Here is a 17,878-nt window from a genome sequence, read left to right as displayed (position 1 = left end):
AACGTGTCGCGCACTCCTCAGGTGAGGACCCGTCTGTTGCAATGAAGACCCTGCTTCTGCGCCGTCTTGCCGTCCTGCTCCCGACCCTGTTGCTGGTGTCGATGATGGTGTTCGGTCTGCAGAAGCTGCTGCCCGGGGATCCGGCGCTGGCGCTCGCCGGCGAGGAGCGCAATCCCGAGGTCATCGAGTATCTTCGGCAGAAATATCGCTTCAATGAGCCGATTCCGGTGCAATACGGCATCTGGCTCAAGGCGGTGGTGCATGGTGATTTCGGCACCTCGGTCCGCACCAGGCTGCCGATCGGCACCATGCTGGCAGAAAAACTTCCGGTGACGATTGAGCTCGCGAGCCTATCGATGCTAGTCGCGCTGCTTGTCGGGTTGCCGATCGGAATCCTCGCGGCCCTGGGGCGTGGGACGCCACTCGACTATGGTGCAAGTCTTTTCGGACTTGCCGGACTTTCCATTCCGCATTTCTGGCTGGGGATCATGTTGATTCTTCTGTTTTCAGTGAACCTCGGCTGGCTGCCGGCCGGTGGCTTCGTTCCACCAACTGAAAGTATCGGCCGCAACCTGATCTCCATGCTGATGCCTGCTTTGGTGCTGGGGACCGGCACAGCTGCGATCATGATGCGCCATGTCCGCGGCGCGATGATTGAGGCGATGAAGCAGGACTATGTCCGCACCGCCCGCGCGAAGGGCGTTGGCGAACGTACCATAGTGCTGCGCCACGCTCTACCGAACGCACTTATCCCGGTGGTGACGCTGGGCACGTTGCAATTTGGCGAGCTACTGGCGGGCGCGGTGCTGACCGAGCAGGTCTTTTCAATCCCTGGCTTCGGCAAAATGGTCGTCGATGGCGTGTTCAGCCGCGATTATGCCGTTGTTCAGGCGGTCGTGCTCTGTACGGCGGCTATATTTCTGCTGATGAGCCTCGTTGCCGACGTGGCCTATGGGCTGCTCAATCCGAGGCTGAGGTCATGAGCACGATCGAGGCCGCTCCGGCGCCCGCTCAGATGCGTGCAGGCGGGCGCTCCGAAATTCGCCGCCTGTTGCGCGAGCCGTCCGCGGTGATCGGTGGCACCATCATCTTGTTCTTTGTCGTGCTGGCCGTGTTCGCGACGTGGATCTCGCCGTATGATCCGAACATGCCGGACTGGATGGCGATTCGTACCGCACCCAATGCAGCCCATTGGTTTGGCACAGATGATCTCGGCCGCGATGTGCTGTCTCGGGTCATCTTCGGAACTCAGGCGTCGCTGGCGGCCGGCCTGGTGTCCGTGACCGTTGCGGTGCTGATCGGCCTGCCGTTCGGTCTTATTGCCGGTTATTTCGGTGGGGCCACCGACATGGTGATCTCTCGTATTGCGGATGCTCTCCTCGCCTGCCCGTTTCTCGTCCTCGCGATCGCGCTTGCCGCGTTCCTGGGACCCAGCCTCCAGAATGCAATGATCGCGATCGGCATTTCCGCGATTCCAGTCTTCGTCCGAGTTGCACGTGCCGAGACGCTGGTTGTCTGTACCGAGGACTACATTGCGGCAGCGCGCGCTCAAGGGCTTGGTCATTTGGCGATCCTGACCGACCAAGTGCTGCCGAACGTGCTTGCACCGACCATCGTCCAAGCGACTCTCACTATGGCGATTGCAGTCCTCGCGGAGGCGAGCCTCGCCTTTCTTGGTCTTGGTCAATTGCCTCCGGCTCCCTCCTGGGGCGCTATGCTCGATGTGGCTCGGCAATTTCTCGGCGAGGCGCCGTGGATGGCACTCTTCCCCGGTCTCGCAATCATCGCTCTCGTCATCGGCTTCAACCTGATCGGCGATGGCCTCAATAGTGCGCTGAATCCCAGGCACTAGATCCGAATTTATATAGGCGAGTTCCGGAGCCGCCTCTCTCAGGTCGCCCGCTCTATCCCGGAACGGGCGCTTCTGCGTCCAGCAAGCGCGCCGCCTTGAGATCGCCCCAGAGTGCGGTTGGCACTGAGGCGGTCAGCGCAGCTACATTGCGCTCGACCTCCTGTGCATCATGCGCCCCGAGCACAACGCTAGCGACAGCCGGATGACCAAGGGCGAAATGTAGAGCGGCCGTCGCCAACGGTACTCCATGAGCTGTGCAGATACGCTGGATTTCGACGACCTTCGAAAGGATATGCGGCGGCGCATCCTGATAATTGTACTTGGCGCCCTTGATGGCGCCCGTCGCCAGAATACCGGAATTAAACACTCCGCCAAGCAGCACCGCGATGCCCTGCTTTAGCGCCAGCGGCATGAACTCCTCGAGTGCGGGCTGCTCCAGCAGCGAATAGCGTCCGGCGAGCAGCATCACATCGAAGGACCCAGCTTTCGCAAAGCGCACGCACATTTCAGCTTCATTGACACCGATCCCGATGCCCGCGACCACGCCCTCGGAACGAAGCTTGTCGAGCGCCAGATAGGCCCCGGACATCGCTTCGCGAAAGCGGTCTTCAATCGCGTTCTCACCGTGGGTCCACACATCGACATCATGGATCAGCAACAGGTCGATACGGTCGGTGCCAAGCCGCAACAGCGATTGCTCGACCGAGCGCATGGTGCCGTCGTAGGAATAGTCGACGACGGCGCGGTGCGGCTGTCCGCCGACAAACCCGGACCTTGTCTCCGGCTGGTGAAACGGATCCATCCACCGACCGGTCTTGGTGCAAAGCACCACATCGTTGCGTTGCACACGCCGGAGCGCCGTTCCACAGCGATGTTCCGACAGGCCATTGCCATAGTGGGGCGAAGTATCGAGCAAATTGATGCCGAGCTCGAAGGCGCGGCTTGCTGCAGCAATCGCGGTCTGGTCGTCGAGCTCAAGAAAGAGGTCGCCCAATGGCGCGGTTCCGAATCCGAGGATGGAAACTTCAAGTCCGGTCCGGCCAAGGGTGCGACGCGGTAAAGCCGATCGCGAAACCATGATGGATTGCTGCCCTTCTCTGCGGTCTCAATGACGCGCTGGTCTCGTAAGTGGTAATGCGCAGCCTATGTATTTGCCGCGACGTGTCAACGCGAAGGACGAGCCCGCTGCGCAAAGAAGCTCAGCTGCCACGATCGCTATGCAAACAATGTCGTAAACGACTGTGCAGCTGCGACTTACAACAAAGATAAGGAATTATGCCTCTAGGCCACGCCTGATCCGCACTTAGACGCGTCTGGAAGGCAAGATCAGGTACCGCACTGCGATGGTGGCTGCGAACATGTCACTTGCTTGACACGCTCTGGAGCGCTGGTTTCTAATCTCCCTCAAGGTCCTGCGGCTGGACTGGCAGAACTTTCTGTCAGGCAAGCAATAACAGACAGGCTCGACTGCTTCCCCCCGGCGAGGACCAGGGTGCGGAATCAGATAATTTCCTGGGAGGGAACAATGGACAGACGCCAAACTCTCAAGCTGATCGGTGGTACGGCCGCATTGGCCGGTGCCGGTTTTCCGGGCTTTGCCTTTGCGCAAGCCCAACAGGAAATGGTCACGGTCGTAAAGATTGCGGGAATTCCTTGGTTCAATGCACTTGAAAAGGGAATCCAGAAGGGCGCGAAGGACTTCAGCATCAATGCCACGATGGTTGGCCCAGCGAATGTCGATCCGGCACAGCAAGTAAAGCTCCTTGAGGATCTGATTGCCAAGAAGGTCAACGTGATCGGCTTGGTGCCGCTTGACGTGAAAGTCTGCGAACCGGTGCTGAAACGCGCTCAGGCCGCCGGAATCAAGGTCATCACGCATGAGGGCCCGGAGCAGGAAGGCCGCGACTGGAATGTGGAATTGATCGACTCGGTTCGCTTTGGCGAGGTGCAGATGGAACGTCTCGCCAAGGACATGGGCGGCGAAGGCGATTATGTCGTCTATGTCGGAACTCTTACGACGCCGCTTCACAATAAATGGGCCGATGCAGCGATTGCCTACCAACAAAAGAATTTTCCGAAGATGAAGCTCGTCGCTGACCGCTTTCCCGGCGCCGACGAGATCGACACGAGCCAACGCACGACGCTCGACGTGATCAAGGCTTATCCGAACCTGCGTGGCATTCTCGGCTTTGGCTCGAATGGACCGATCGGCGCCGGAAATGCCGTGCGTCAGCAACGACTCGCCAAGAAGATCGCTATAGTCGGCACCGTGCTGCCGAGCCAGGCGAAGTCGCTCATTGCGGATGATACGATCCGCGAAGGTTTCCTTTGGAATCCCACGGATGCGGGTTACGCCATGGTCGCGGTGGCCAAACTCGTGCTCGATGGCAAGCCCATCACGGATGGCGTCGAGGTACCCGGCCTTGGCAAGGCAGCCGTCGACGTCGCCGGAAAACAGATCAAGGTCGACAAGATCATGCGGATCAACAAAGAAACCATCGACGGGCTGATCGCCGGCGGACTCTAGGTACACCGACTTAGCCTCCTCATCGCGCGCTGCATTCCCGGCCCTTCCGGCCGGGAATGCGGTCCTTGTCGGGTGATCGTACGATCGAAGTCCTTTGCAGGCGAATCTTGTCGACCTTTCTGGAAATGTCCGGCATATCGAAACGTTTCGGCGGCGTTCACGCGCTCCGCAACGTCGATCTGACTCTGGAGGCTGGCGAGGTGCATTGCCTAGTCGGTGAAAACGGCTCGGGCAAGTCCACTCTGATCAAGATTATTTCGGGCGTCGAGGCAGCGGAGCCTGGCGGCCGAATTGCAATTTGTGGGAAGGAATATCCCCATCTAAACCCGGTCTACTCTACGCATTGCGGCATTCAGGTCATCTACCAGGATCTTTCGCTGTTTCCCAACCTCACCGTCGCCGAGAATATTGCGATGGCGCATCATCTTGGCGGCCTTCATTCGGTCGACTGGGTCTCAATTCGCGCTACCGCGAAGGCGACAATGGCAAAGATCGGCGTTGAGTTCGATCCGGACGCAAAAGTCGCAGAGCTCAGCATTGCCGGACGCCAGCTGGTAGCGATATGCCGAGCCCTGGCTGCGGACGCCAAACTCCTGATCATGGACGAGCCGACGGCGTCGTTGACCCGCCACGAGGTGAACACCCTGATCAAGCTCGTGAGCGAGTTGAAGCGTGCTGGCATTTGCGTCGTTTTCGTCAGCCACCGTCTTGATGAGGTACTTGAAATCGCCGAACGCGTGACCGTACTGCGGGACGGCGCCAAAGTCGGTACTTTTGCAGCAGACACAATTAACGGGCGGAAACTCAGCCAGCTGATGACCGGTAAGTCATTCGAGTATCAGGTACAGGCGCCTGAGCTTGCCGCCGGCCCGATCGTCCTGGAAGTTAAGGGCCTGGGACGCGAAGGTGAGTACGAGGATGTCAGCTTGCAGTTGCGCGCAGGGGAAGTGGCGGGTCTGACCGGTCTCCTCGGCTCAGGCCGCACCGAACTCGCACTGTCGCTGTTTGGCATGAAACCGCCCGATCGCGGCACCATCGCGCTCGATGGCCGTCCGGTCGCGCTCCGTACAAATGCAGAGGCGATCGATCGAGGCATCGCCTATGTATCCGAGGATAGGCTCGCCCTTGGTCTCATCCCGAATCAGTCCGTCACGGCGAACATCACGCTAACGGTACTGGAACGTCTGGCTGGCGCATTCGGCCTGATTGCAGCACGCGCGCGACGGACCCATGTCGCTCGCTGGGTCGCTGAACTCGGGATCAAGGTCTCCAACCCGGCCAACGCGGTGAAGACGCTCTCCGGAGGCAATCAGCAGCGGGTCGTGCTCGCCAAATGGATGGCAACAAACCCGCGAGTGCTTATCCTCGATAGCCCCACGGTGGGCGTCGACATCAGCGCGAAGGACGGAATTTACGAAATCATCCGGCGGTTAGCCCGCGACGGCGTAGCGGTGCTGATGATATCGGACGAAATTCCCGAGGTCCTTTATCATAGTCATCGCGTTCTGGTGATGCGGGAAGGTCGTTTGACAACGGACGTGGCTGCCGCAGCCACTTCCGAGGATGCGCTTCGGCAGGCCGTCAATGCCTAAAGCGCACATTGCATCATTCGGCAGGTTTCGTCGCAGCCACGAATTCTGGCTGCTATTGGTAATCCTCGGGCTCTGCGCCGGCTTGGGCTTTGCGAATGCGCAATTCCTGACCCTTCAAAATCTCTTTGATCTGCTGACCTCCTACGCATTCGTCGGCATCCTGGCGCTGGGGCTGCTGGTCGTGCTGATCGCCGGCGGAATTGACATCTCATTCACCGCGACCGCCTCGGTCGCGCAATATGTTACCCTCTCGCTCGCCAATGCGTACGGAGGGAACTGGATCAGCGTCTTCGCTATCGCGATTGGGATTGGAGGTGCGCTCGGCGCCCTCAACGCGGTCTTCATCCAGAAACTTCGCATTCCATCGATCATTGTTTCGATCGCAACGCTGAACATATTTTACGGGCTTCTGATTTTCTTCACCGGCGGCAAATATATCTATTCGTTGCCCGACTGGTTCGCGGCCGGAATATTCTGGTTCGAATTCGAATGGGGCAAGGATAGCTCCTACGGTGTCAACCTGCAGATCCTCGCGCTGGCGCTGGCGTTTCTCGTCACCTGGCTCCTGCTAAACCGAACCAATATCGGCCGGCAGATCTATGCCATGGGAGGCAATGCCGATGCCGCGCAGCGGCTCGGCTTCCACATTTTCGGCCTCAACATGCTGGTCTATTGCTACATGGGTGTCATGGCAGGAATCGCCTCTCTGATCCAGGCACAACTCGCCCAGTCCGTTGCCCCGACAGTGCTGGTAGGCAAGGAACTCGATGTCGTCGCCGCCGTGGTGCTCGGCGGCGCCAGCTTGATGGGCGGCGTCGGCACCGTGCTTGGCACGTTCTTGGGCCTGACGCTGCTCGCAGTGCTGCAAAATGGAATCATCTTGCTGGGCGTTTCGTCGTACTGGTCACCGTTTTTCGTCGGTTTGGTTATTCTTATCTCGGTCTCAGCGACCGCCTGGTCGCAGCGAGAGCGGCGAACCCGGAGTGCGCGCGCATGAGCAACGCGACTACCTTCTCACTTCGCCGGCGTATGGTCGGCCTCGCTGGTAGCGGTACGGTCGGCACCCTCCTCTTGCTATTACTCGCGCTCTGGGTGGTGTTCGCGATCACGATTGGCGACCGGTTCTTCTCGGCCAACACGCTGCAATCCATGGCTTTCCAGATGCCGGAACTCGGCATCCTTTCACTTGCAATGATGCTGGCCTTGCTGTCGGGAGGACTCAACCTTTCCATCATCGCAACGGCCAATCTGTCCGGACTGACGATTGCCTTCCTGCTGACGCGCTACATCCCTGGGAGTCAGGGTATTGCCTGGGCCGGCATTCAGGTGCTGGCGATCGCCGCAGGATTTGCAGTGGCCGCATTGGTTGGCCTCCTCAATGGTTTTGTCATCGCGTATCTCGGCGTTTCGCCGATCCTGGCCACGCTCGGCACGATGACGCTCTGCAAGGGCATCGCGATCGGCCTGTCGCGTGGTAACGTCGTCTCCGGATTTCCGGAGCCCGTCGTATTTATCGGAAATGGAACGGTTTTCGGGGTACCATTTGCTCTGATCATACTTGCTCTCTGCGCCTTCCCCGTCGCGCTCATGCTAAACGCGACTCCGTTCGGGGCAAAGGTCTACATGATCGGCTCGAACGAGAAGGCGACTCGCTACTCCGGCGTCAACACCCGCGCCGTCCTCCTCAGACTCTATGTCTTATCCAGCCTACTCGCGGGCGTGGCAGCGGTGGTCATGTTGGCACGCTTCAACTCGGCCAACGCAGCATACGGCGAGAGCTATCTTCTGGTCACTATACTCGCGGCCGTCCTCGGTGGGATCGATCCGTTTGGTGGCTTCGGCAAAGTCGGTGGGCTAATGCTCGCGCTGATCATCCTTCAGGTGATCTCCTCGGCATTCAACCTTCTGAACCTCAGCCAATTCCTTACGCTGGCGATCTGGGGGGGTATTTTGATTGTCGTCGCGGCGGTTCCTCATTTCGCCGGTAAAGTGCTGCGATAGCGAACGATGATGGGCCCTGTCGTCTCGACCAACATAGCGGTTCTCGACATTGGCAAGACAAGTCTCAAGCTGCTAGTGGCCAGTGAGGAGGGGTGGCCGCTCGAGGCACATGCGATCCCTAATGTGCCGATGACTCAGGGTTCGTACCTCGCCTAAGGCGGACAACGCTGCGGGTTGGGCGACCAACGTTCTCCAGGAAGTCGGCGCCGTGTGAGGAGCACGGTTGGATGCAGCACCGCGCCGATCCGCATGCGCAAGAGCGAGCCTTCGGTATCGCCCGTCGACATCTACATCTCCACTGATGCCGCGGAGGCGGCGGTTCGCGACGTGCTGGACTCGATTGGTGATACCTGCCCAGAATGTCCCGCTCACGAGGAGGGTCGGCGCTAGGCACGACGCCAACCCGTCTCTTTCTCAGCGGCCGAGTCGCTTCTCAACCCGCTTGCGGCTGTTGCCGACCTTCTTGACGGCCTTCTTCACGGCTGACGCCGAGCGACCGGTCTTCTTCGCTTCATACCGGACTTCGTAGTCCTGTCCCTTGGCTACCCGGTCACGGTCCTGCTTGCGTCCACGCGCGGTCTGCTTCTTCGCTGCGGCCATCAGCTCCTCCTCTTGGGGTTAATGATGACGATGCAACGCCGCAAGGAATCGTGGGTTCCCAGCTCCGCCCGCACATTCAGTGGCCGCAAGACGTATGAATGATGGGCGCCCATCCGTCGAGCAAAAGCCCGTCCCAGGCTATGACACCCTCATCCCAGTTCGACACGTGCTCGCGGTACATCGAAGCCCATTGAGGGCTCCATTCGATAATCTGGTCGTTGAGGCCGTCGTGAACGTGGCACGGCGTATCGGGATCGAATGTGTCCATGGAGTTCATGCCGTATGCCCGGGATCAACGTCCTTTGGCGTTTTCTTCTCCCGCTGTGGCGTCATCTTCGCAGGGCTTTCCTTTCCAGGGACACCGCGAGGTCCGATCTCTTCGCGCTGGATATCATCCTCGGACCGTCCAGGCTCCACGCCGTTGATCGGCTTCTCGGGCATCATTCCATCCGAGCCTTGTCTTTGAGGTCGCGGATCCGGATCTCGGCTTCCTCCTTCGAGGTGACGATCTCGGATTCATCCGGCACCCGTGCGATCGCGCTCAGCCTCTTGAGCTCGGCGAGTTGTTCCGCTGTGGGCTTTTCCATTTTCAATCCCTTCACGGCCTGAACGACGGGCTCGTCATCGAGCACGTCCAGCAGCTGGTTTTGGTCTGCTTGCAATCCCTAGGACCGGGCTCGACATACCGGGCCAGAATGCCCTGCGCCTCTGATGACCGGTACTCATCCTATTCACAGGAAAACGCCCCTATGAACGGCGCGTTCCTTTGCTCAGGCCCTTAAACGAGCTGGCCCGCAGCAGACCTTCGGAGGTGATGTCGCGATACTCTATCTCAGCGTAGAACGTGGTTTCGACCCACGTGGCCTTCGGCTTTCTGATGGACTTGGTGAGCTTCTGCTTCGGGCTCACCACGGTGTCGAGCGCCTTGCGGATCTGCGCCGAGGTGGTTCGATTCCACCCTGTGCCGACCTTCCCAATGTACACAAGATCCTTGCCTTCCCTCTTGCCCAGATACAACGCGGCGACGCCGGATGGATCCTTGATGAAGCCAACCACGGGAAACTTGTCCTTTTGGACGACCTTGATCTTCTGCCAGGCTTCGACCCGCTCCGATCGGTATGGCGCATCCACGCGCTTGGAGACGATGCCCTCATAGTTCAGCTTCCCGGCGGCAACGAAGAGGGCTTGCCCGTCCCCTTCGTGATGCTCGCTGAAGAAGATTGGATCCTCGAGCCGGTGCTCCTCGATCAGCTCCTTGAGCAGTCTCTTCCGTTCGATCTGCGGCTCCTTGCGCAAATCTTTGCCGTCCAGCCACAACAGATCGAAAGCGAAGTAGATCAGGCGGTCCTGATCGCCTCTTCCGAGGTCTGCCTGCAGCTCGGAGAAATTGGTGCGGCCCTCATGGATGACGACGACCTCGCCGTCGATGATGGCCTGACCTTCGATATCGAAGGCGGCCGCAATTCTTGAGAACTTGCTGGTCCAATTGTAGCCGTTGCGGGTATAGGCCCGGTGATCGTCACCGTCGATCCGCAGTTGAATGCGGTAGCCGTCATATTTGACTTCGTGAATCCAGCGAGAACCCGAAGGTGCCTTCATCTTCAGGGTCGCCAATTGAGGGGCGATGAACGCCGGCATTATCGGGACCTCCGGCTCTTCGGCTTGAGGCGCTTTCGTACGCTTGGCCACGCTACGCAACTCACAAAAAACCCGCCGCCGGGTCGGGACCGACGGCGGACGGTTTACCTACCTTCCTCAACGAGTCCCGCAACTTCGCAGGCAGCGAGGAGTTCCGGCGGCCCACCGGTTCCTAATGCGGACCCGAACAGCGTAGCACATCGAACTCCCGGCGGAGGCCGGCGTTTACCGACATCATGTCAGACGCATTCGACTACTTCCGCGCCTACGCCGTCCAGGCCCTCCGCAGAGCGAGATCGATGCCGCGGGGCACGATGAAGCATCTTCAGCTAGTAGCCGGTCGGATCTACAATCTCCTGAAGAAGGAGGCCGCCTACGGACCCAACATCCAGCACCTTGAGGACTTTCGCGCAGCCCAGAAGCTCGAGAGCTCTCTCGATCGCCTGCCAACTGACAGCCCGGGTGGTCGCCTTGCTCCGGCAGCGCCGCAAAGCGCCGACCGGGAGGCTCGCTGAATGCCTTCGCTGAACGCTCGCGGCGTAGCAAGCCTCCTGCGAGAGTATGCGCAGCGCACCGCCTTGCGAGGCGGCAATCCCTACCGGGCGAAAGCCTACTCTCGGGCCGCCGACAGCCTGGCCGCTCTTGTCGTTTCTCTGGACGTGCTCATCGCCGAAGATCGTCTGACGGAGATCCCGGGCGTCGGCGATGCGATCGCCGACATTGTCACCAAGCTTCACCAGACGGGTACTCACCCGAGCCTGGAAAAGCTGCGGAAGGAAATACCAGCCGGCGTGCTCGAGATGCTGGCCGTGCCGGGTCTGCGGCCGGAGAAAGTGCTGCGGCTCTATCAGGACCTTGGCATCACCTCGCTCGCGGAATTGGAGGCGGCTGCCAAGGAGGACCGCATCAAGAAGGCCAAAGGACTCGGCGCTGCGCTGCAAACCAAGATCCTGCAGAATCTCGCAATCGCAAAAAGCGGAGAAGGCCGCCTCCACCTGCACCGTGCCGCCGCCCTGCTCGCGCACGCAAAGGACTCTATCCGGAAGGCTCGGCCTGACCTTAAGCGCGTGACGATTGCAGGCGATTTCCGTCGAGGCTGCGAACTCGTCAGCGATCTCGCAATCGTCGCGGAGGCTGCGAAGTCGGACAAGAAGCCGATGCCATCGGCCGAAGGATTGCAAGTCCGCGTGTCCGACCGCAAGCATTTCGGTGCCGCCCTTCTCTTCGCCACCGGCTCCGCCGCTCACATCGAGCAGCTCCAAGCCCTGGCCGCCGAGAAAGACATGCGATTGGACGCTGACGGCCTGCGCAAGGGCCGCACACTGGTGGCCGGTGACGAAGACAACATCTATCGCGCGCTCGGACTGCCCTTCATCGATCCCGAGCTCCGAGAGGGCCGCGGCGAGGTCGAGCTGGCCCGGAAAGGTAAGTTGCCGAAGCTCGTCACCGACAAGGACCTGCGCGGAATTCTGCACTGCCACACCGATGCTTCCGATGGGACAGAGACCCTGGAGACGATGGCGAAAGCGACGCGCCAGCGCGGATTCGAATACTTCGGGGTCGCCGACCATTCCAAGTCCGCGCACTATGCCGGTGGTCTCACTGTAGAGGAGATCGCGCAGCAGCACCGGGAAGCCGACCGGTTGAACAAGCGCTTCGGCAGGGATTTCCGGATCCTCAAGGGCATCGAGTCCGACATTCTAGGCGACGGCTCGCTCGACTACGACGACGAGGTGCTTGAATGTTTGGACTTCGTCGTCGCCAGCATCCACGGCCGCTTCAGGCTGGACCGAAAGGCGCAAACGCAACGCTTGCTTCGAGCGATCTCCCATCCCCGCACCAGCATTATAGGCCACATGACAGGACGACAACTGCAGCGTCGGCCGGGCTACGAAATCGATATCGAGAAGGTGCTGCGGGCCTGCGCGAAGCACGACGTCGTCGTCGAGATCAATGCGCATCCGTGGCGTCTCGACCTTGATTGGCGCTGGCACCAGGCGGCGCTCGAATTCGGCTGCATGCTGAGCATCAATCCAGATGCGCATTCGATCCCCGAGCTCGACCACATGCACTGGGGTGTCGAAATGGCCCGCAAGGGCGGCGTCCCCGCCGATCGGGTCCTGAACGCGATGACTCTTCCCGAGATCACGCGCTACCTCCGCCAGAAGCGGCGCTCGCTCGCCCGCGCTGCCTGATGTCGCACGCGCACGATCTTTCGCTCGAGCGAAGTGTGGTTGCGGTTGCCTGCTCCGGCGCAATCAGTAGTAGGACACAAATTCCTCCGCACCGACACCTTCTCGGCCGAGGCTCGCCTCCTGCTGACCCGCCGCCATGAAAACTTCCATACGCCAGTGCGTGGCACGACGGACAATTCTATCGCATCGCTGGTCTAGCCAATCCGCTCGAACCAAAAGCCTTCTCCCGGCAGGCGGAACTCACGACGCATTCTACTCGTTACCACCCTTTCGTCCATCGTACGGCCATGGCCCGAAAATCAACTCTGCCTAATCGCCTGCAGCCCATGCTGGCCACGCTAACCGATTCACCGTTCGACGATCCCAATTGGGTCTTCGAGGACAAATTCGATGGTTTCCGCATGGTCGCGGAAATCCGGCGTGGTCGGGTCGCGCTCTACAGCCGCAACGGGAAAATCATCAGCCACTCCTATGTCGAGGTCGCGAAAGCCCTTGAGGGCGTTTAGGAGGACGCCGTGATCGATGGCGAGCTCGTCGCGATCGGCAAAGACGGCGTATCCCATTTCCAGCTGCTTCAAAACGCCCTGCGCCACGAGGCTAAGCTTTTGTACTGTGTATTTGACCTCATGTTCGCAGACGGCGAGGACCTGCGCGCGCTGCCGCTCCTCGAGCGCAAGAAGCGGCTCAAGGCCATCGTGCCACGCCACAAGCTCATCGCGTTCAGCAACCATCGCAAAGGCAAGGGAACGAAGTTCTTCGCAGATGCCGAGCGGAGACACCTCGAAGGCATCATGGCCAAGCGCGCCGATAGCCCGTACGCGTCCGGACGCCGGACCGCCGACTGGCTGAAGGTGAAGACCGCGCAGCGGCAGGAGGTCGTGATCGCCGGGTTCACGGCGCCCAAGCGAACCCGGCCCTTCTTCGGCGCGCTCGTGCTGGCGGTACGCGAAGGGGACGCATGGCGGTACATCGGCCACGTCGGCACCGGATTCAGCCACCAGGTCCTCAAAGAGCTTCACGGCAAGCTCATCAAGCTCAAAACCGCAAAGTCGCCGTTCCCTGCCAAGGTGAAGGATGAGCAGGTCACGACCTGGGTGGGTCCTGTGTTGGTCGCGGAAGTGAAGTTCGCGGAGTGGACCAGCAAGGGCGAGCTGCGCCAGCCAGTCTATCTCGGCCTGCGCTCCGACAAATACGCGAAGGACGTCGTTCGCGAAAAGAATTGGTCGCGAAAATGATGCCAGTCAGCCTGCGGCCCGCTCTGATGCCGAAGGCCAGGGCGGCAGGGGCGGTAACCCGAGAGCCTTGCGTACTGGGCCGAAAGACCTGCGGTGAGCTGCGCATGCACCCAGCCGGGCGAGCGCCTCATAATGAGCCGGAACCGGGTAGCCCTTGTGATCCGCGAATCCGTAGCCGGGGTGACGCACGTCGAGCGTCCGCATCATTTTGTCGCGCTCGACTTTCGCGAGGATGGAGGCGGCGGCGATGCTGGCGGACTTGGCGTCGCCTTTGATGATGGCCTGCTGAGGGATGTCGATTTCCTTTAGCGGCTTCGCATCGATCAGCAAGTGCTGCGGCGGCAACCCGAGCCCCCGGACCGCACGCTTCATAGCTTGGATGCCCGCCCAATAGATATTGATCGCGTCGATCTCCTCGACCTCGACGAATGCCACACACCAACTCTCTGCCTTTTCCTTGATCTCCTTCGCGAGTTCTTCGCGAGCTGCAGCGTCGAGTTTTTTCGAATCGTCGATCCCGACTATTCGCGTGCCGGGCTTCAGGATCACGGCGCCAGCCGAGACCGGACCCGCGAGAGGGCTCATTCCGGCCTCGTCCACGCCTGCCACGGCATACTGGCCGCTTTCCCAGAGAGAGGTCTCGAAGCGGAGCATCTTGCGGAGGCGCTGCCCTTCGGACCTGTTTTCGAAGCGGCGTTTATCGATTGAAGCCAGGATGGCACGCGCTCCGGCGCGGGTGTCGGCCCGCAAGATCTGCTCGACGCTGGCCTCAAGCGGCCTTTTCTCGACGACATAGCGCTGACGCAATACATCGAGTGAATACTGAGACATAACGGCCTTCGTGAAAGACTGACTGGTAAAGAGCGTGTCAGCGATCTTTGTGGCGATTGTCTGAAGTAGCTAGACAGCCTCTTCGGCCACGTAGCGCCTTTTCGAAAGGAACTGGCCGGCTCCCAGTTGCGGTCCGATTTTGCGCTGCCACCGGCATCGCGTCCACCGACCTCAGAGGGAACCAATTGGTGTCTCCCTTTAGAAGGAGCGGAGCCTCGATCCCCGGGGTACTTCCGAGGAACAGGCCCATGCTGCGGCAGATCAGCAATAGGATAAGCGGATACGGCAATCCTGTCGTTTGCCGTTCGATCTGAGTCTTTCTGCTTCAATCGGAGTCTATCGCACCTGCGGTGGCCGCGGGTACACAAGGCGGTCCTGCCGTCGCGCCCCGCGCCGACTCTGCAAGCTCCTGGAGATGACTGGAGCGCTTCCTGGCGGCCAGGCTGACGACCGGATCAAGGCTTCCTCTCATCAGCCGCATCCCGCTAGGTCGGGACCGCGCCTCAAGCAAGCTTTTTTGCCTTGGCGCCAGTAGCGCGCTTATCGCTCGGGCGGCTATTTGCCGACGAGCCAACGGTCCGACTTCTCGGTACAAGAGCTAGCTTGTAGCCAAGAACGACCGTCGCCTTGCTCAGCGTATCGAGCGTTGGATTGCCGCCCACGCGAAACGTCTTGTAGATTGCTTCGCGGCTCAATCCAGTTTCGCGAGAGAATTTTGAAACTCCCCGAGCCTTAGCTAGATCTCCGATAGCGACTGCAATGAACGAAGGATCATCGCTATCAAGCGCTGCCTCTAGATAGGCTACCTGCTCATCCGGCGTCTTCAGGTAGCCCTGAACGTCGAACTTGGTTGTCTTAAGTGGCATATCAAACCTCCTTCGCCATCCGCTTGGCGGTCCTGATGTCCTCGTTCTGGGTCCGCTTGTCCCCGCCGCAAAGCAGGATCACCGCGGTATTGCCCTGCTGAATGAAGTAAATGCGATACCCTGGCCCGTAGTCGATCCGCAGCTCGCTGACGGCTTCGCTAACCGGTTTCACATCGCCCATAGCATCCGCGCCAAGGGACCCTAACGGAAGCGTAATCGCCAATCGACTCCGCTGGAACCAGCATTGACTCCGATGGCAGCGGAAATCGCCGTTTGAAATGTCTGCCCTGCTCCGACAGGCAGACTCGGATCGAACGAGAAACACAAATCCGGCGACATCTCCGCCCTCAAATTTAGCGGACCTCCTTGGTCGGACTCGACATTTGTTCTACTTATGTTCTAATTGCGCGATGAGCGAGCGACCTGCGAGTTGGCGGATGCCCACCCCGAAGCAAATGGAAAAGCTAGCTAGGTCAATGGGTAACCGGCCCACGAGGGAAAACGCCCCTGGCCCGCAGGACGCTATTCCGGAGGAATATTGGCGCTCCATCCTCGACGATCTCCCGGCCGACGCCGAACCGGTGGGACGGGCCGCGGGGCTCCAGCTATCCGAGTTCCCGCAGCACGTCCTGCGCGTTTCCTGCCGCAGGTGCGAGCGCATTGTTGAGATTCAGAAGGCCGATGCCGTCCGCCCGGACAGCACGCGATCTGGAAGGAGGTCGGGCAGCGGCTGCTGAACAACACCTGCCAAAATCGGACTGGCCGGTATGAGGAGGACGGCTGCTGGCCGGCCTTCGAGCCTGTCTGATTGATGGCTCGCGTTCGGTTTGACTGCGAAGCATCACCCGACGCCGCTCTCCGGTGGCGACCGAAAGGCTTTAGGGAAGGAGCTCGGCAAAGCACGCGCGATGACCACCATTCTGGCAGCGCAGTCCGCAGCGGCTCGCGCTGAAGGCGAAGCATTGATCAAGCAAGCCGATCGCCTCCTCTGCGAAAGCTGGAATGAGCGCATGTGGGCGAACGGCGAGCCCATCGATCCCTCGCCCTCGGTCGATCAGGCAATCAACGGCATTGAGATCCAGTGCTCCCGCTGCAACACCCGACGGGATGTTGATCTTGCTGAATTGCCGCCCCCTACGACAACTTTTGTGCACGACCTGGCCGGCAGGCTCCGCTGCAACAAATGTGCTAAGGCGGGTTGTCGCCCTTCCGCAACGCTGCTGCAACTCGCGCACCGGCCCCGCTCCCCTCTGAGACCTAACGATGTGCAATCTGTATTCGATCACCACCAACCAGGCTGCCATCAATGCGCTATTCCGTGTCGTTAACCGCTACGTCGGCAATCTCGCGCCAATGCCGGGCGTCTTCCCCGACTACAAGGCGCCAATCGTGCGCAATGGCGCTAATGGCCGCGAGCTCGCGACCGCACGGTGGGGCATGCCGTCCTCGAGCCAAGCCCTCCTCCAGGCAACAAAAAAACGCGCCGAGAAACTCCAGGCGAAAGGCCAGACGGTCGACTTCAAGGAGCTGCTCCGGATGGAGCCGGACAGCGGCACCACCAACATCCGCAACGTGAAGAGCAAGCACTGGACGCGCTGGCTGGGCCCGGAGCAGCGCTGCGTGGTGCCGTTCAACTCGTTCAGCGAGTTCAACAAGGCCGAAGGCGGCGACATCTGGTTCGCGCTCGACGAGACCCGCCCACTCGCCTGCTTCGCCGGCATCTGGACTAACTGGACGTCCGTCCGGAAGGTCAAGGAAGGCGAGACGACCAACGATCTCTATGCATTCTTGACGACGGAGGCCAACGCCGAGGTCTTCGCCATCCACCCGAAGGCGATGCCGGTGATCTTGACGACGCCCCACGAGGTCGAGACTTGGATGACCGCGCCGGCGGAGAAGGCTCTAAAGCTACAGCGCCCGCTGCCGACCGGCGCGCTGAAAATCGTGGCCCGCGGCGTCAAGGAAGACCCGGGGCCGGCGACATGACCAGTAGCACCTACGATTGCGACGATATTCTGATAACACGAATTAATCACTTGCTCCGTCGGGCAAAACAGTGGTTCATAAGGCGCTGGTCCTAGCAGGAGCCAGCCCGATGGCAAAAGACGTCGAGACTTCCTCCGAACTTTCCAAGATCGCGAAGCTGAACGGCGACTTCCGAAGGAATTACGGCACTTTCATCGGAGCAATTCTCTACCTCCGCACTGTCGGTACCGCGCGCCGGAGCCCTTGGTTTTGGGCCGGCTTGGCTTCCTTCGCTTGGTCAGCGGCGCTGAGCTGGCTGGCGCGGCATGGATGGATCTGGCCAACTTCCTTTTGATCGCTACGAACACGCGTCCTTTCCGGCGTAAAGCGTCCCAAGGTGACGGTGGAGGAATCGGATGAGAGCCAGACGTAGCGCCCTGCCCGCATTGGGGGAGGCAACAGCACATAGTCCTCGATTATCTTGTTCGCCGCATCCAGTCGCATCACCGCGAGCAACCCCGATGAGATCTGCCTACGCTAGGCTTTCCATTGTGGCGCGTGATCCTCTCCGCGGCG

18 protein-coding genes and 4 pseudogenes are annotated in these 17,878 nt (G+C 60.3%); 13 read left to right on the top strand and 9 right to left on the bottom strand.

Going from position 1 to position 17,878, the window contains the following annotated elements:
- Positions 1–41: 41 nt before the first annotated feature.
- Positions 42–983, top strand: a complete 942-nt coding sequence (locus XH98_RS06480; RefSeq protein ID WP_271618127.1) for an ABC transporter permease — start codon at positions 42–44, stop codon at positions 981–983.
- Positions 980–1,852: an ABC transporter permease gene (locus tag XH98_RS06475; RefSeq protein WP_442868553.1), complete on the top strand. Its 873-nt coding sequence runs from the start codon at positions 980–982 to the stop codon at positions 1,850–1,852. Before XH98_RS06480 ends, XH98_RS06475 begins: the two co-directional genes overlap by 4 nt.
- Before the next feature lie 52 nt (positions 1,853–1,904).
- On the opposite strand, the gene XH98_RS06470 is transcribed toward XH98_RS06475, so the two are convergent.
- Positions 1,905–2,930, bottom strand: coding sequence for an aldo/keto reductase (locus XH98_RS06470; RefSeq protein ID WP_271597874.1), 1,026 nt, complete (start codon positions 2,928–2,930; stop codon positions 1,905–1,907).
- A 447-nt stretch (positions 2,931–3,377) separates the two neighbouring features.
- Here XH98_RS06470 and XH98_RS06465 point away from each other — a divergent pair, with 447 nt between their 5' ends.
- From XH98_RS06465 to XH98_RS06445, 5 genes and pseudogenes are all read left to right on the top strand, one after another.
- Positions 3,378–4,379 (top strand): autoinducer 2 ABC transporter substrate-binding protein, encoded by a 1,002-nt coding sequence (locus XH98_RS06465; protein WP_271597875.1) that lies wholly within the window; start codon positions 3,378–3,380, stop codon positions 4,377–4,379.
- Positions 4,380–4,486: 107 nt separating this feature from the next.
- Positions 4,487–5,971 carry a sugar ABC transporter ATP-binding protein gene (locus tag XH98_RS06460; protein ID WP_271618126.1) on the top strand — a complete coding sequence of 495 codons (1,485 nt, stop codon included), beginning with the start codon at positions 4,487–4,489 and terminating at the stop codon, positions 5,969–5,971.
- Entirely contained in the window at positions 5,964–6,968 is a 1,005-nt protein-coding gene (locus XH98_RS06455) for an ABC transporter permease (RefSeq protein ID WP_271597908.1), read from the top strand. The genes XH98_RS06460 and XH98_RS06455 overlap by 8 nt, the downstream gene beginning before the upstream one ends.
- Positions 6,965–7,972: an ABC transporter permease gene (locus tag XH98_RS06450; protein ID WP_271618125.1), complete on the top strand. Its 1,008-nt coding sequence runs from the start codon at positions 6,965–6,967 to the stop codon at positions 7,970–7,972. The genes XH98_RS06455 and XH98_RS06450 overlap by 4 nt, the downstream gene beginning before the upstream one ends.
- A 169-nt stretch (positions 7,973–8,141) precedes the next feature.
- A pseudogene (locus tag XH98_RS06445) lies at positions 8,142–8,362 on the top strand (hypothetical protein); the annotation flags it as partial.
- Between the two features lie 24 nt (positions 8,363–8,386).
- Here the strand turns inward: XH98_RS06445 and XH98_RS06440 are convergent.
- From XH98_RS06440 to ligD (XH98_RS06420), 5 genes are all read right to left on the bottom strand, one after another.
- A complete protein-coding gene (locus XH98_RS06440) occupies positions 8,387–8,572 on the bottom strand; it encodes a DUF3606 domain-containing protein (RefSeq protein ID WP_271618124.1) in 186 nt (61 codons plus the stop codon).
- Positions 8,573–8,648: 76 nt separating this feature from the next.
- A complete protein-coding gene (locus XH98_RS06435; protein ID WP_271618123.1) occupies positions 8,649–8,849 on the bottom strand; it encodes a hypothetical protein in 201 nt (66 codons plus the stop codon).
- The gene (locus XH98_RS06430; RefSeq protein WP_271618171.1) at positions 8,846–9,013 is read right to left on the bottom strand and encodes a hypothetical protein; all 168 of its coding nucleotides are present in this window, start codon (positions 9,011–9,013) and stop codon (positions 8,846–8,848) included. Before XH98_RS06430 ends, XH98_RS06435 begins: the two co-directional genes overlap by 4 nt.
- Positions 9,013–9,204 (bottom strand): hypothetical protein, encoded by a 192-nt coding sequence (locus tag XH98_RS06425; protein WP_271618122.1) that lies wholly within the window; start codon positions 9,202–9,204, stop codon positions 9,013–9,015. The genes XH98_RS06430 and XH98_RS06425 overlap by 1 nt, the downstream gene beginning before the upstream one ends.
- Positions 9,205–9,319: 115 nt before the next feature.
- The gene (ligD, locus tag XH98_RS06420; RefSeq protein ID WP_271618121.1) at positions 9,320–10,210 is read right to left on the bottom strand and encodes a non-homologous end-joining DNA ligase; all 891 of its coding nucleotides are present in this window, start codon (positions 10,208–10,210) and stop codon (positions 9,320–9,322) included.
- A gap of 515 nt (positions 10,211–10,725) precedes the next feature.
- On the opposite strand from ligD (XH98_RS06420), the gene XH98_RS06415 reads away from it, so the two are divergent.
- Positions 10,726–12,405: a DNA polymerase/3'-5' exonuclease PolX gene (locus tag XH98_RS06415; RefSeq protein WP_271618120.1), complete on the top strand. Its 1,680-nt coding sequence runs from the start codon at positions 10,726–10,728 to the stop codon at positions 12,403–12,405.
- Between the two features lie 287 nt (positions 12,406–12,692).
- A pseudogene (gene ligD / locus XH98_RS06410) lies at positions 12,693–13,640 on the top strand (non-homologous end-joining DNA ligase).
- Between the two features lie 6 nt (positions 13,641–13,646).
- Here the strand turns inward: ligD (XH98_RS06410) and XH98_RS06405 are convergent.
- From XH98_RS06405 to XH98_RS06395, 3 genes are all read right to left on the bottom strand, one after another.
- Positions 13,647–14,471 carry a ribonuclease HII gene (locus XH98_RS06405; RefSeq protein ID WP_271618119.1) on the bottom strand — a complete coding sequence of 275 codons (825 nt, stop codon included), beginning with the start codon at positions 14,469–14,471 and terminating at the stop codon, positions 13,647–13,649.
- A gap of 503 nt (positions 14,472–14,974) precedes the next feature.
- Entirely contained in the window at positions 14,975–15,337 is a 363-nt protein-coding gene (locus tag XH98_RS06400) for an addiction module antidote protein (protein ID WP_271618118.1), read from the bottom strand.
- Position 15,338: 1 nt separating this feature from the next.
- Positions 15,339–15,662 carry a type II toxin-antitoxin system RelE/ParE family toxin gene (locus XH98_RS06395; RefSeq protein WP_442868552.1) on the bottom strand — a complete coding sequence of 108 codons (324 nt, stop codon included), beginning with the start codon at positions 15,660–15,662 and terminating at the stop codon, positions 15,339–15,341.
- 85 nt (positions 15,663–15,747) lie between these two features.
- Here XH98_RS06395 and XH98_RS06390 point away from each other — a divergent pair.
- The 4 genes and pseudogenes from XH98_RS06390 (at position 15,748) to XH98_RS06375 (ending at position 17,657) form a co-directional block, all read left to right on the top strand.
- Positions 15,748–16,145, top strand: a pseudogene (locus tag XH98_RS06390) (hypothetical protein).
- Between the two features lie 19 nt (positions 16,146–16,164).
- Positions 16,165–16,581 (top strand): annotated as a pseudogene (locus XH98_RS06385) (hypothetical protein); the annotation flags it as partial.
- Positions 16,582–16,600: 19 nt separating this feature from the next.
- Entirely contained in the window at positions 16,601–17,323 is a 723-nt protein-coding gene (locus tag XH98_RS06380; RefSeq protein ID WP_271618117.1) for an SOS response-associated peptidase, read from the top strand.
- A 109-nt stretch (positions 17,324–17,432) separates the two neighbouring features.
- On the top strand, positions 17,433–17,657 hold the full coding sequence (locus XH98_RS06375) for a hypothetical protein (RefSeq protein ID WP_271618116.1): 225 nt from the start codon (positions 17,433–17,435) through the stop codon (positions 17,655–17,657).
- The last annotated feature ends 221 nt before the right edge of the window (positions 17,658–17,878 follow it).

Origin of the sequence: Bradyrhizobium sp. CCBAU 51745, assembly GCF_028128715.1 — a bacterium.
In the GTDB taxonomy this organism is placed as follows: domain Bacteria; phylum Pseudomonadota; class Alphaproteobacteria; order Rhizobiales; family Xanthobacteraceae; genus Bradyrhizobium; species Bradyrhizobium manausense.
This window is presented reverse-complemented; position numbering and strand designations above follow the sequence as displayed.